The sequence below is a fragment of the Rhodoglobus sp. G.S.23 genome, from assembly GCF_056675935.1.
Genome location: NZ_CM155237.1, coordinates 2,298,687 through 2,311,848, shown reverse-complemented (window position 1 = coordinate 2,311,848; position 13,162 = coordinate 2,298,687). Strand labels below are relative to the sequence as shown.

Genomic DNA, 13,162 nt, shown 5'->3' with positions numbered 1-13,162 from the left:
CGCTATGCGCCTTCTAGTCGGTGCTGCGCAGCGATCGTGCGAGTGTCGAGATCGGGGGCGAATCGCGGCGCATCCGCCGGTTCGTCATCGAGACCGAAACCGTGGCCGATGGCCCAACTGACCCACACCTTGTCGTCTTCCCGAACATCCGAACCGAATGTTGTGTTCTGCGCGAAAACGATGAGGTTGCCCGCGCCCGGAATATCGACCAAGTATTGCGTGCTCACACCGCTGAACGAGACATCAATCACTCGACCGGGGCCCATCACATTAACATCGGCGTTGTGGGCGGGTTCTCTGCTGTGCAGCGTCAACTTCTCGGGGCGAACACCGATCGTGATCTCGCCCGTGGTGCGATGCGCGCGGTCGATGGGCACGATGACCGTCTGCCCAGCTACGTCGACCGAGAGACTGGTGCTGGTTGTGCCGACGACAGGGCCAGTGAACAGATTCGACTGGCCAAGAAAGTTTGCGACAAACGAAGTTCTCGGCAGTTCATAGAGCTCCTGCGGGGCGCCCATTTGCTCAATACGACCCTTGTTCATCACCGCGATAGTGTCGGCCATCGTCATAGCCTCCTCCTGATCGTGAGTGACATGCAGGAAGGTGAGGCCGACATCCTCTTGAATAGTTTTGAGTTCGAGTTGCATCTGGCGACGCAGTTTGAGGTCGAGAGCACCCAGCGGTTCATCAAGAAGAAGCAACGCCGGACGGTTGACGATAGCGCGAGCCAGCGCAACCCGCTGCTGCTGCCCACCCGAAAGTTGCTGGGGTCGGCGACTCGCTAGATGATCAAGTTCCACGAGACGTAGTACCTCGTGCGCCTTGTCCAGCGGGTCAGTCATCTTGCGGCGACGCAGCCCGAAAGCGACGTTCTCCAACACGGTCATATGCGGGAACAGGGCATAGCTTTGAAACACGGTGTTGACCGGGCGTTGGAACGACTTCTGGTTGGTCACATCTTTGCCACCGATAAGGATTCGACCAGCGCTCGGGGCCTCAAGACCGGCCACGAGCCGCAAAGTTGTCGTCTTGCCGCAACCGGATGGGCCGAGCAGGGCAAAGAATGACCCGGCGGGGATAGTCAGATTGAGGTCGTCGATTGCGGTAAAGCCAGGGAAGCGTTTGTGAATCCCCACCAATTCAAGGTCTGCACCGCTCTCGGCGAAAGTATCTATCCCCATCACGCTGCGCCGAGGAGCACGCTCTGGAATGCGGTGTTGTACTTCTGTTCTTCTGAGTTATCGAGCCCGCGGAACACAAAAGCCTTCGAAAGCGTTTCCTCATCCGGGAAAATGAGATTGTTGTTAGCAAGTTCAGGATCAATGGCTGCTGCTGCTTCTTTAGCACCGACTACAGGAGTGATGTAGTTCACGTACGCTGCGACTTCCGCTGCGACTGCGGGGTCGTAGTAGTAGTTGATCATCTCTTCGACGTTTGACTTCGCGCCACTACCGATCGGCACCATGAAATTGTCGTTCCACAGGGTTCCGCCAGCATCAGGAACGATGAAGTCCCACTTGTCACCGTTTTCGGCATTCAGCTGAACAATGTCACCCGACCACACGATCGCGGCGAGCGTGTCCTCGTTGACGAGATCCTCTTTGTAGGCGTTGCCCTTAATATTGCGAATCTGACCGTCAGACACCTGCTTTGTAAACTCATCGATTGCGGCGTTGAACTCCTCATCGCCCCACTTTCCAGAGATATCAACACCCTGATCGAGCATGATCAGGCCCATCGTGTCGCGCATCTCGGATAACACACCGACGCGACCCTTAAGCTCAGGTTTCCAGAGGTCCTGAACGGATTTGATCCCGTTGGGCAGTTGTTCCTTGTTCCACGCGATGCCGGCGAAACCGCCCTGCCAAGGCACGCTGTGTTCGCGGCCGGGATCGAAGTCGACGTCCTGCAGTGATGGTATGAGGTTGGCCACATTCGGCATATTCGCGCGGTCGAGCTTCTGGGTGTAGCCAAAGCGGATTAACCGAGCGACCATCCAGTCGGTAAGGCAGACAGCATCTGCCCCAATGTCTTTGCCGAGTGAGAGTTGGTCTTTCACCTTGGCGTAGTAGGTGTTGTTGTCGTCGACCGCTTCGGTGTATTCGACGTTGATGCCGGTCTGGGCTTCAAAGGCTTCGATCGTGGGATAGCCGCCAGCGTCATCGACGTCTACATACAGCGCCCAGTTGTCCCAGCGAATCTTCTTGTTAGTGGCACTCGTGTCGGGAGCTGCGGTGAGTTCCTCAGATCCGGTCGAGCAGGCCGCGAGGGCGAGGCCGGTCGCGCCGACAGCGGCGCCAGAAAGCAAAGTGCGTCGATTCATAGTGGAATTCCGCGCACGGCGAATCAGCTCACGAATCATAGGGTCGGCGGGTAGCGGCTTGGGCTTCATCAGAGGTTCTCCTAGCATTTTCGACACTCACGCGGTCGGTCCCGCTACGCTGCGGGGATGACTGATAGTTGCACAAATGGCCCGTAAAATCACTAAAAAATGCTGAAAACGTTGGTATTGCAATCTATTTGTCACGGAATCCGCACAAGCCGGAAACAAGCACGCGGCTGCCTCAGCGCTAAGACCTCGTTCCGGGCGGCGGCGAGAACGCATTGCACGGCTTGGCGGATAGCGTTATTGTCGCCACAATCTGTCGCGGGCTGAGAGCGCACACAGGAAGCACTTTGCTAAACTTTATCTGCCGGGCCACAGTAACCCCGGGCTCCAATATTAGCCGCTTAGAGCGGCCTCGCGTCGTGAGGCGTTTTCTGTGGCCCGGCTTTTTCGCGCCCCGAGACAGTTCTTCGCCGCGACTGGGCCCTCCGGTTGCCAAATTGCGGCCAGCGCTCATCCAGTTTCTGCACCGACCAATCCACTTGGCAGACGGCGCCGAATCACTCACCAGTGAAAGCAATCAACGAAAACCATCGTTGATTGCGCATCCACTGCCTGAAATTTCGCGCTGAACCTATCAAACTGCGATGAAGGAGCAGAGGAACCTGTCATGCTGGTAGTTATGTCTCGTGAAGCTGATGTCAGCGCGTTTCCTGAAGACCCGGGAGCTTCTGTCTCGACCCCGCAAGACTTGCTCGAGCGTGTTGCCACTGGTGACCAAGCCGCATTTAGTGAGCTCTACGACCAGCTGGCCCCCCGAGTCTTTGGACTCGTCAAGAGGCTCCTGCGCGACCACTCGCAGTCTGAAGAAGTGACGCAAGAAATTTTCTTGGAGATTTGGCAAACCGCAACCCGATTCGATTCGAATAAGGGCGCAGCGGTGAGCTGGATTCTCACGATGGCTCACCGCCGAACTGTTGACCGTGTGCGTGCATCGCAGTCGTCCCGCGACCGTGACGTTCGCATCGGCATCCGTGATCACAACCCGGACTACGATCACGTCTCAGAAACCATAGAAGTCCGACTCGAACACGAAAGGGTAGAGAAGGCCATGTCCCGACTGACTGAACTCCAGCGCCAAGCTGTTTCCCTTGCGTATTACGGCGGCTATAGCCACAGTGAGGTGGCGACCATGCTTAGGGTTCCTGTCGGCACAGTCAAAACCCGACTACGTGATGGAATGATCCGCTTGCGCGACGAAATGGGGGTGGCATCATGAACGACCGCAACGACGATCTCGCGGCCCAGTCTGGCGCCTACGCCCTCAACGCGCTGAGCCCAGAAGAGCGCGAAGCCTTCGAGAAGCACCTCGCTGCTTCCGACGAAACCCGCACCGAAACTACAGAACTCTCGGACACCGCAGTGGCTCTCGGCATGGCTATCGACCCTGTTACGCCGCCTCCTGCCCTCAAGTCGAGTCTCATGGCAATGATTGCCCAGACGTCGCAGCTGCCTCGTGAGATCGACACGGTGGATGCCGCAGCGGATACTTCTGCGCCGGTCACGCCGCTAGCATCCGTTGCCACCGTCGCGGCGCCAGCCACTACTGACGCTGACGTGATGGGCGCGATGCCTTCGGCAACTCGCGCTGAGACGAAAGCTCAGGCACGGTGGTTCACACGGCCAGCAACGGCTCTAGCGGCCGTTGCTGCCGCCGTCGCGCTTATCGTTGCCGGGGGTGTTGTTGCGGACTCCATCAATCGCGGAACCCTCCAAGAAACGAGCTTTGCGGCCCAACAGGCTGACCAGCTTGCCGCTATCAATGCGGCGAGTGATTCGCAACGTCTGGTTTCTACGGTCACCGGTGGGGCTACTGCCACTTTTGTGTGGTCGAAAGAGCTCGCGTTGTCGGCAGTCATCGTAGATGGCCTAGAGACGCTCCCTGCTGACCAGGTGTACGAACTCTGGTACATCGACAGTGTTGGTGCCCGTCCGGCTGGCCTCATGGATGCTGCCGAAAGCGGGACAACGTGGCGTGTTCTTGACGGCGAGATGGCTCCCGGCGATGTCGTCGGTGTGACGATCGAGCCCAAGGGCGGATCGGATGCCCCGACTACCCAGCCCATCGTCGTCTTCGAGAGCGCGTAGCAACCACCACCTTTTGCGTCAACGCGAAAAGCCCCCGGCCATCAGGCGCGGGGGCTTTTCTGCGAAGCGAACTTGCGGTCAGGCGGCTCGTTAGCCGAACTTGCCCGAAACGTAATCTTCAGTCGACTGGATGCTGGGGTTCGAGAAGATTGTGGTGGTGTCGTCGTATTCGATGAGCTTGCCCGGGTGGCCGGTTCCCGCAATGTTGAAGAAAGCTGTGCGGTCGGAGACGCGTGATGCCTGCTGCATGTTGTGCGTCACGATCACGATCGTGTAATCCTGTTTGAGTTCTTCAATGAGGTCCTCAATGGCCAGGGTGGAGATGGGGTCGAGGGCCGAGCACGGCTCATCCATCAGAACAACATCGGGCTTCACTGCGATAGCGCGAGCGATGCAAAGTCGCTGCTGCTGTCCACCCGAGAGTGACGAACCGGGCTTGTCTAGTCGCTCTTTGACTTCCTGCCACAGGTTCGCGCCGATCAGTGATTGTTCGGCGAGGTCATCAGCGTCGCTCTTGCTGATGCGGGTGTTGTTGAGCTTGACACCGGCAAGCACGTTGTCGCGAATCGACATCGTGGGGAAGGGGTTGGGGCGCTGGAATACCATGCCAACTTGACGGCGCACGCTTACCGGGTCGACGCCAGGGGCATAGAGGTTGTTGCCATCGATCAGCACTTCACCGTCAACGTAGGCGCCAGGAATAACCTCGTGCATTCGGTTTAGGGTGCGCAGAAAGGTGGACTTGCCGCAACCGGATGGGCCGATCAGGGCGGTCACGGTGCGGGGCTCGATCGTGAGCGAGACCCCTTCCACAGCGCGAAACTTGCTGTAGTAGACGTCGAGATCATTGACTTCGATGCGCTTAGACACGAATTAGGGTTTCCTTCGGTTATCGACCGGTCTTGGGGGCGAAGATCTTGGCGATGATGCGTGCCAGGAGGTTGAGTGCCATCACGATCAGGATGAGGGTGAGCGCTCCGGCCCACGCCCGATCGATGTAGGCCTGGGCGTCTGTACCCTGCGAAATGTAGGAACTGTAGACGAATACGGGCAGGCTCTGCATGCGGTCGCTGAATAGTGAGTAGTTGAAGTTGTTGGTGAAGCCCGCAGCAATCAGAAGCGGTGCGGTTTCGCCGATCACGCGGGCGATGGAGAGCATCACACCGGTCGTAATTCCCGCAATGGATGTCGGCAGCACAACTTTCATGACCGTCAGCCACTTGGGCACACCGAGTGCAAAAGCGGCTTCGCGCAGTTCGTTGGGAACAAGTCGCAGCATTTCTTCGCTCGAGCGCACGACGACTGGGATCATCAGCACAGAGAGGGCAACGGCTCCGGCTATTCCGACGCGAACTCCAGGGCCGAAGAACAACACGATGAGCGAGTAGGCGAAGAGGCCGGCAACGATCGAGGGGATGCCAGTCATGACATCCACGAAGAATGTAATGGCTTGCGCGAGGCGGCCACGACCGTACTCGACGAGGTAGATGGAGGCCATCAGGCCGATCGGCACGGAGATGATTGTTGCGGCGAGGGTCATCTGTAGGGTGCCGATGATGGCGTGGAGTGCACCGCCACCTTCACCAACAACGTTACGCAGCGAGAGCGTGAAGAAGTCGATGTCGAACCGCGCCGAACCGTTCACGACAACGGTGAAGATCAGCGAAATCAGCGGCAACAGTGCGATGACGAAGGCGAGCGTCACGAGGGTGGTTACGAGCCGGTCGGTCGCGCGACGGTGGCCTTCTACGAGTCGTGAGACGGTGGTGAGCACAATCGCGTAGAGCAGCACACCGAAGAGCAGGGCACCAACGATGTTGAATTCGCTCGCAGGTTGTCCGGCTTGCACAAACATGAAGATGATGACGAAGGTGGCGAGGCTGCTGATGAGCATCACTATGGGTGCCCAGCGGGGTAGCTGGCCTGCAGAATAGGCGTTCTCAATGGGGCGCGCTGGCGTTGTTGTGGTCATCAGTTCGCTCCCGAGAATTCCTTGCGGCGGTTGACGATGTAGCGCGCGATTGTGTTGACGATCAGGGTGATAGCGAAGAGGATGAGGCCGGTTGCGATGAGCACGTTGACGTTGAGACCGTAGGCCTCAGGAAAGCTCAGCGCGATGTTGGCGGCAATCGTTGAGGGGTTGATGGAGCTGATCACATCGAACGTGATCACGTTCGATGCCGAGAGCACCATGGCGACAGCCATTGTTTCGCCGAGTGCGCGGCCGAGACCGAGCATGGCACCAGAGACGATGCCGGCGCGGCCGAAGGGGAGTACCGCTACTTTGATCATTTCCCAGCGCGTGGCACCGAGGGCGAGCGCCGCTTCTTCATGCAGCACTGGAGTTTGCAGGAAGACTTCGCGGCAGATTGCGGTGATGATCGGCAACACCATGACGGCGAGCACGATTGATGCGGTGAGGAGGGTGCGTCCCGTTCCTGAGGCGGGCCCAGCGAAGAGGGGGATCCAGCTGAAGTTTTCGGCGAGCCACGCGTAAAACGGCTGAACTCCGACGGCAAGAACGTTGGCACCCCACAGGCCGAAAACCACTGAGGGTACTGCGGCAAGCAAGTCGATGATGTAGCCGAGGGTTGCCGCGAGCGGGCGGGGCGCATAGTGCGAGATGAACAGCGCGATGCCGATTGCGATGGGAACAGCCATGATCAGCGCAAGGGCAGCAGACCACAGGGTTCCGAAGACTAAGGGGCCAACGTAGGCCCAGAAGTTGGTGCCCTCAAGCAGGGTGGTTTCTTCGGGGTCAGCGACAATACCCGGGATTCCCTGAATTACGAGGAAGGCAGCGACGGCTGCGAGGATCGCGAGGATGAGCGCGCCAGCGGTGAGTGAGGTGCCCGAGAAGAGGCGATCTCCTGGGCGCTGCTTCGCGCGGATACGAGAGGCCGCGGTCGAGGTCATGTGTCGAGTATCCCTTATCCCTGGCTTGGTGTGCTGCGTTGTGACTGGTTGGTGCTGGATCATGCTGGTTTCTGGGCGGCATAACTACACCGCCCAGAGGAAAGTCTGCCCGACCCCGCTGCCAGTAGCAACGGGGTCGAAGCAGACTCAGAGTGTTACTTGATTGCGTCTACCGCAGCCTGTGCTTTTTCAAACAAGCTGGCGGAGATTGGGGCCGAGCCAGCAGCGTCTGCTGCGGTGCTCTGTCCCTCGTCGCTGATGATGTAGGACAGGTAGCCCTTGACCAGGTCGACGCTGTCGCTCGAGGTGTATTCGTTGCACGCGATCAGGTAGCTAATGAGGACTACCGGGTAGACACCAGAGGCGTCGGATGCGCGGTCGAGGTTTACAGCGAGGTCAGTGTCTCCACGACCTTCTGCGAACGGCGAGGCGTCAACGATTGCTGCTGCCGCTTCTGGCGAGTACGGAACGTACTCGTCGCCAACCTTGACGGCAACGGTTCCCAGGTCTCCGGCGCGCGATGCGTCGGCGTAGCCGATGGTTCCGGTTCCGTTGGTTACTGCGTCAACGAGCCCTGAGGTCTGAGGTGCACCCTCGCCACCGAACTCGGTTGGCCAGGTCTCGATCGAACCGACGGTCCAGACCGAGGGAGCAGCAGCCGACAGGTAGTCGGTGAAGTTCGCGGTCGTTCCCGAGTCGTCTGCACGGTGCACGGCGGTGATGCCGAGGTCGGGCAGCTCTACGCCGTCATTCTGCGAAACGATTGCTGCATCGTTCCAGTTGGTGATCGAGCCGTTGAAGATGCCGGCGATCGTGTCAGCGTCGAGGTTGAGCGAGTCAACACCGTCGAGGTTGAAGATGATCGCAATGGGCGAGATGTAGGCAGGGATCTCAAGGATGCCGGTGCCGGGTACGCAGGATGCGAAGTTGTCTTCGGAGATTTCCTCGTCCTTGAATGCACGGTCGGATCCAGCGAACTGGCTTCCGCCACCGATGAACGTGTCGCGTCCACCGCCGGAACCGATGGGGTCGTACTCAACAGTGACGTTCTGGTTTGCCGTCTGGAAGCCAGCAACCCAGGCCTCTTGGGCTGACTGCTGCGACGATGCGCCGGCGCCAACGAGGGTGCCGGTGAGGTTTGATGCGGTTCCTTCATCGGTGCCGCTGTCTGTTGCAGCTGCACATGAGGAGAGGAGGATGGTTCCTGCGATAGCAATGGCACCGATGGTGCCAAGACGCTTGAAGTTCACAGTTTTCCCTTCGGGATGTTGATTACAGGTTTCAGGTCGGTGCGACCCAAATAGAAAACCTAAGCAGCGCAAGTGACCACCATTACCTTGTTAGGTAAACAGCAGGTAAACGCGGCTTCAACACGAAACCGAAACGCTGGGTTGCTAGCTGATTGCTGCCACCGCAGCGTTGGCCTTATCGAAGAGTCGTTGCGAGATCGGTGCCGAACCTGCACCGGCTGCTGCTGCTTGCTGACCTTCTGGGCTTATGACGTATTCGAGGTAGCCCCGAATGACATCAACGTCTTCATCGTTGATGTATTCGTTGCAGGCGATCAGGTAGCTGATGAGCACGACAGGATAGACGCCGGCAGCAGTGGATGCTCGATCAATTTCTACCGCGAAGTCGGTGGCACCACGGCCTTCGCCGAATGGCGAGACGTCAACGATGGCTGCTGCGGCTTCGGGGGAATAGGGCACGTACTCGTCGCCAACCTTGACGGCAACGGTTCCGAGGTCTCCGGCGCGTGAGGCGTCGGCGTAGCCGATCGTTCCGGTTCCATTGGTGACGGCATCCACGACACCGGATGTCTGCGGTGCGGCTTCTCCACCGAACTCAAGTGGCCACTTTTCGATCGATCCAACCTCCCAAGTGTCTGGTGCTGCTTCGGCCAGATAGCTTGTGAAGTTCGCTGTCGTGCCAGAGTCGTCGGCGCGGTGAACCGCCGTGATCCGCTGGTTCGGTAGCTCAGCGTTCGGGTTTTGGTTGGCGATTGCCGGGTCATCCCAGCGATCAATTTCTTGCGTGAAGATAGCGGCGATCGTGGCCGCGTCAAGGTCGAGAGATTCGACACCATCGAGGTTGAAGATGATGGCAATTGGCGAGATATAGGCAGGAATTTCGAGGATGCCCGTGCCGGGAACACACGAAACGAACTCTTCTTCTTCAATTTCATCGATCGTGAATGCGCGATCGGAGGCAGCAAATACGGCGCCACCACCAACGAAGGTGTCTCGCCCGCCACCCGAGCCAATGGGGTCATATTCGATCGTGGCGTGCACATTGGCGAGCTGGAATCCGCGAACCCACGCCTCTTGCGCCGACTGCTGTGAGGAAGCTCCAGCCCCGATGATGGTGCCAGACAGCTCCGATGGGTCGATAGATGCAGCGGGAACGCACGCGGTAAGCGTGAGTGCACTGGCCATCGCGATGATGCTGGCGGTACCGAGGCGGCTGAACTTCACAGGGGTCCCTTCAAGAAACTGGCGTGCACGCCATTCTCTCGCGAATTGGGATCGAATTTACCGTCAGTTCACCTGACTTGGTGTTCTCGCCTCGAAATTAGGGTGTGAGCGTCAGGATTGGTGGGTTTCTACGGCTACGAGCCGCAGCTTTTTGCTATCTCGAGCAAAGTGCAGCACTGAGAAGTCGCCAGTGCTCAGCATGGCGGCGGCGCGCAGTCCCGCATCCGGTTTCGTATTTGAGGCATTGGCTAGTGCACTGACAATTTGCGGCAGCACGGGGCCGTGGCTGCACAGCACCGTAGTCTGCTGCTTCTTGAGCCGCTTGTCGACGAGAGCCGTGACGGCCTGTCCGTTGCCAGCGTAGGAATCCTGGCTGAGGTCGTCTGTGGACTTGATCGCAAGTTCGGTGCGTTCGGCAAGCGGAGTAATCGTCGCGAGACACCGGGCCGCTGTGCTGCTCAGGATGCGTTCCGGGGCGAAGGCCGCGATTCCACCAGCGATGATGGCGGCCTGATCGATTCCGCGGTGCATGAGCGGGCGGGTGGCATCCGGCCCGTCCCAGGTCTCTCCGGGCACGGCTTTACCGTGGCGAACCGCAATCATCGCGAACGTGCGCGCACTGCCCGCTTCATAGCGGGCGGCAAAGCGATCGAGCACATCCACATCGTGGGTGTAGCTGACCTTCTTGCGGGCCTTCGAAAGCGATAGCCATTCGAGTGACGAGATCTCGTCGTTCGCGGTGAACTTGGCGCGTTCAAGGTCGTGGTCGTTCACTTCGGCCGACCAATAGTGCACGTACTTGTCGCGTCCGTTGCCGAGCTTGTAGTGAACGTGACCGAGGGGTGCACCCAGATCTACGCGAAGGCCGGTCTCTTCAAAAATTTCGCGAACCGCAGTCTCAGGCAGCGTCTCACCGGGATCAAGCTTGCCCTTGGGTAGCGAAACATCTTTGTGCACCGTGCGGTGCACGAGCAGCACACGGGGCTTACCGTCGACTACTCGCCAGCACACAATGCCTGCGGCGAGGACTGGTGTTGTCGCCGCGGTCACCGGCGAGCTCCGCCTCGTTTGCGCTGCGTGATTCGCTTCATAAGAACATTCTGTAGGTCGTTGAGGGGTTCACCGTTCTCCGACCGGCCGTGACGCACCCAATTTCCTTCAGAATCGAGCCACCATGATGCCGTTGTTTCGTCGACAGCGAGGTCAAAGATGTCTTCGAGTTCTACGATGTGTTCTGGCTCAACGATGCGCACCAGCGCTTCGACGCGGCGGTCGAGGTTGCGGTGCATCATGTCTGAACTGCCAATGTAGACCTGTGGATCACCGGCGTTATGGAACAAGAAAACGCGCGAGTGCTCAAGGTAGCGCCCCAATACTGAACGCACTCGAATGTTCTCGCTGAGCCCGGGAACGCCGGCGCGAAGCGAGCAAATGCCGCGCACGACGATATCGATCGGAACCCCGGCATTACTTGCCCGGTAGAGAGCGTCGATGATCGCTTCATCCACCATCGAATTCAGCTTGATTCGGATGCCAGACGGCAGTCCAGCTCGTGCGTTCGACGCTTCGGCCTCAATTTGCTTGATCAGTCCCTTGCGCAAGTGACGGGGGGCTACGAGTAAACGCTTGAACTTCTTCTCGATCGCGTAGCCGGATAGCTCGTTGAAGAGTCTCGTGAGGTCTTTGCCGACTTGATCATCGGCAGTCAGTAGCCCGAGGTCTTCATAGAGGCGGCTGGTTTTGGGGTTGTAGTTTCCGGTTCCGATGTGGGCGTAGTGGCGCAGTTTGCCTTCTTCTTGGCGCACGACAAGCGCGAGCTTGCAGTGCGTCTTGAGGCCCACGAGCCCATAAACAACGTGCACTCCCGCTTTTTCAAGCTTGCGTGCCCACGAGATGTTGGCGGTCTCATCGAAGCGTGCTTTGATCTCGACAAGAGCGAGAACAGCTTTGCCTGCTTCGGCGGCATCAATCAGTGCTTCAACGATCGGGCTATCACCGCTCGTGCGATACAGCGTCTGCTTGATGGCCAGAACATCAGGATCGGCTGCCGCTTGCTCCAAGAATGCTTGAACACTCGTGGAGAACGACTCATAGGGGTGGTGAAGCAGGATGTCCTTGCGAGCGATCGCACGGAAAATGTCTGCGCTCTCGTTGCCCTCCGTCGGCATCAGGCTTGGGCTCGTAATGGGCACATGGCGTGGATACTTCAACGCAGGGCGGTCGATACGGGTCAGCTGGAAGAGGCCGCTCAGGTTCAAGGGCGCTGGCAGTCGATACACCTCTTGCTCGGTGATCTTGAGCTCGCGCACGAGCAGACCAAGCGTGACGTCATCCATGTCGTCGGTAATTTCCAGGCGAATGGGCGGGCCAAAGCGACGATTCAAAATCTGCTTCTCGAGCGACTTGATGAGGTTCTCTGACTCGTCTTCGTCAACGTTCACGTCTTCGTTGCGCGTCACCCGAAATTCGTGGTGCGCCAAAATCTCCATGCCAGGGAATAGCGCGCCCAAGTGGTTGGAGATCAAATCTTCAAGAGGGATGTAACGCAGCTGATCGCTGCCGTCATCCGGCAATTGAATAAAGCGCGGCAGAACGCTTGGAACTTTCAGGCGTGCGAATTCTTCTTTTTGCGTCTTGGGATTCCGTACCCGGATAGACAGGTTCAGAGAGAGCCCGGAAATGTAGGGGAAGGGATGCGCGGGGTCGACAGCCAGCGGCATAAGCACGGGGAAAATCTGGTTGGAGAAGATCTCGTGAACGCGCTCGCGATCTTCTGGGTCCAGATCGGCCCACGTTTCGATATGAATGCCCTCGGCATCGAGTGCAGGCTTCACGCTAGTGAGAAATTCGGCGGCGTGACGTTCTTGCAGTGCGTGCGCGGCGAGGCTGAGTTCGTCGAGCACCTCGACGGGAGCGCGACCCGTATTTGTGGGAACGGCAAGCCCCGTCACGATGCGGCGTTTGAGGCCAGCAACCCGAACCATGAAGAACTCGTCAAGATTGCTCGCGAAGATGGCTAAGAAATTAGCGCGCTCGAGCAGGGGCAGGGTTTCGTCTTCTGCCAGTTCGAGCACGCGCTGGTTGAACGCGAGCCAGCTCAGTTCGCGATCTAGGTAGCGCTCGGGGATCAGTGTGCCGTCGTCGACGCTCGACGATTCGTCGTCATCGTATTCGTCGAGCGAATCGGTAGCAGAGCTTGGGTCGGCTATCGCACTGTCGTTTTCCATTGGATCATCCTGCCACGCAGTCGTGAACAACTGATTAACTCGCCGCCCGTGTTCCTCAGTCTGCCGGT

At 58.6% G+C, this 13,162-nt stretch carries 11 protein-coding genes; 2 read left to right on the top strand and 9 right to left on the bottom strand.

All coding sequences use genetic code 11. The annotated features are described in order from the left end of the window. Window positions 1–2: 2 nt before the first annotated feature. Together AC1ENN_RS11290 and AC1ENN_RS11285 are read right to left on the bottom strand one after the other, a co-directional pair. Window positions 3–1,184, bottom strand: coding sequence for an ABC transporter ATP-binding protein (locus AC1ENN_RS11290; protein ID WP_480391222.1), 1,182 nt, complete (start codon window positions 1,182–1,184; stop codon window positions 3–5). Further along, complete coding sequence (locus tag AC1ENN_RS11285) at window positions 1,184–2,395, bottom strand: ABC transporter substrate-binding protein (protein ID WP_480406084.1); 1,212 nt, start codon at window positions 2,393–2,395, stop codon at window positions 1,184–1,186. The genes AC1ENN_RS11290 and AC1ENN_RS11285 overlap by 1 nt, the downstream gene beginning before the upstream one ends. Before the next feature lie 604 nt (window positions 2,396–2,999). Between AC1ENN_RS11285 and AC1ENN_RS11280 the strand changes: the two genes are divergently transcribed. Together AC1ENN_RS11280 and AC1ENN_RS11275 are read left to right on the top strand one after the other, a co-directional pair. After that, window positions 3,000–3,608 carry a sigma-70 family RNA polymerase sigma factor gene (locus AC1ENN_RS11280; protein WP_449647346.1) on the top strand — a complete coding sequence of 203 codons (609 nt, stop codon included), beginning with the start codon at window positions 3,000–3,002 and terminating at the stop codon, window positions 3,606–3,608. Then, a complete protein-coding gene (locus AC1ENN_RS11275) occupies window positions 3,605–4,477 on the top strand; it encodes an anti-sigma factor (RefSeq protein ID WP_480391221.1) in 873 nt (290 codons plus the stop codon). Before AC1ENN_RS11280 ends, AC1ENN_RS11275 begins: the two co-directional genes overlap by 4 nt. Window positions 4,478–4,567: 90 nt before the next feature. Here AC1ENN_RS11275 and pstB read toward each other — a convergent pair whose 3' ends face one another. From pstB to AC1ENN_RS11240, 7 genes are all read right to left on the bottom strand, one after another. Continuing rightward, the gene (gene pstB, locus AC1ENN_RS11270) at window positions 4,568–5,347 is read right to left on the bottom strand and encodes a phosphate ABC transporter ATP-binding protein PstB (protein WP_449647344.1); all 780 of its coding nucleotides are present in this window, start codon (window positions 5,345–5,347) and stop codon (window positions 4,568–4,570) included. A gap of 19 nt (window positions 5,348–5,366) precedes the next feature. Further along, the gene (pstA, locus tag AC1ENN_RS11265; protein ID WP_449647343.1) at window positions 5,367–6,449 is read right to left on the bottom strand and encodes a phosphate ABC transporter permease PstA; all 1,083 of its coding nucleotides are present in this window, start codon (window positions 6,447–6,449) and stop codon (window positions 5,367–5,369) included. Then, a complete protein-coding gene (gene pstC / locus AC1ENN_RS11260; protein ID WP_449647342.1) occupies window positions 6,449–7,393 on the bottom strand; it encodes a phosphate ABC transporter permease subunit PstC in 945 nt (314 codons plus the stop codon). The genes pstA and pstC overlap by 1 nt, the downstream gene beginning before the upstream one ends. Before the next feature lie 155 nt (window positions 7,394–7,548). Continuing rightward, the gene (locus AC1ENN_RS11255) at window positions 7,549–8,643 is read right to left on the bottom strand and encodes a phosphate ABC transporter substrate-binding protein PstS (RefSeq protein WP_480406083.1); all 1,095 of its coding nucleotides are present in this window, start codon (window positions 8,641–8,643) and stop codon (window positions 7,549–7,551) included. 144 nt (window positions 8,644–8,787) lie between these two features. Beyond that, the gene (locus tag AC1ENN_RS11250) at window positions 8,788–9,867 is read right to left on the bottom strand and encodes a phosphate ABC transporter substrate-binding protein PstS (RefSeq protein WP_449647340.1); all 1,080 of its coding nucleotides are present in this window, start codon (window positions 9,865–9,867) and stop codon (window positions 8,788–8,790) included. Between the two features lie 111 nt (window positions 9,868–9,978). Next, window positions 9,979–10,917, bottom strand: a complete 939-nt coding sequence (locus tag AC1ENN_RS11245; RefSeq protein ID WP_449647339.1) for an NUDIX hydrolase — start codon at window positions 10,915–10,917, stop codon at window positions 9,979–9,981. Further along, window positions 10,914–13,094 (bottom strand): RNA degradosome polyphosphate kinase, encoded by a 2,181-nt coding sequence (locus AC1ENN_RS11240; protein ID WP_480391219.1) that lies wholly within the window; start codon window positions 13,092–13,094, stop codon window positions 10,914–10,916. Before AC1ENN_RS11240 ends, AC1ENN_RS11245 begins: the two co-directional genes overlap by 4 nt. Between the last annotated feature and the right edge of the window lie 68 nt (window positions 13,095–13,162).

Coding starts and splice junctions, on each gene's coding strand:
- AC1ENN_RS11240 (WP_480391219.1), bottom strand. CDS start 13,094: ATGGAAAACGACAGTGCGATAGCCGACCCAAGCTCTGCTACCGATTCG.
- AC1ENN_RS11290 (WP_480391222.1), bottom strand. CDS start 1,184: ATGGGGATAGATACTTTCGCCGAGAGCGGTGCAGACCTTGAATTGGTG.
- AC1ENN_RS11285 (WP_480406084.1), bottom strand. CDS start 2,395: ATGAAGCCCAAGCCGCTACCCGCCGACCCTATGATTCGTGAGCTGATT.
- AC1ENN_RS11280 (WP_449647346.1), top strand. CDS start 3,000: ATGCTGGTAGTTATGTCTCGTGAAGCTGATGTCAGCGCGTTTCCTGAA.
- AC1ENN_RS11275 (WP_480391221.1), top strand. CDS start 3,605: ATGAACGACCGCAACGACGATCTCGCGGCCCAGTCTGGCGCCTACGCC.
- pstA (WP_449647343.1), bottom strand. CDS start 6,449: ATGACCACAACAACGCCAGCGCGCCCCATTGAGAACGCCTATTCTGCA.
- pstC (WP_449647342.1), bottom strand. CDS start 7,393: ATGACCTCGACCGCGGCCTCTCGTATCCGCGCGAAGCAGCGCCCAGGA.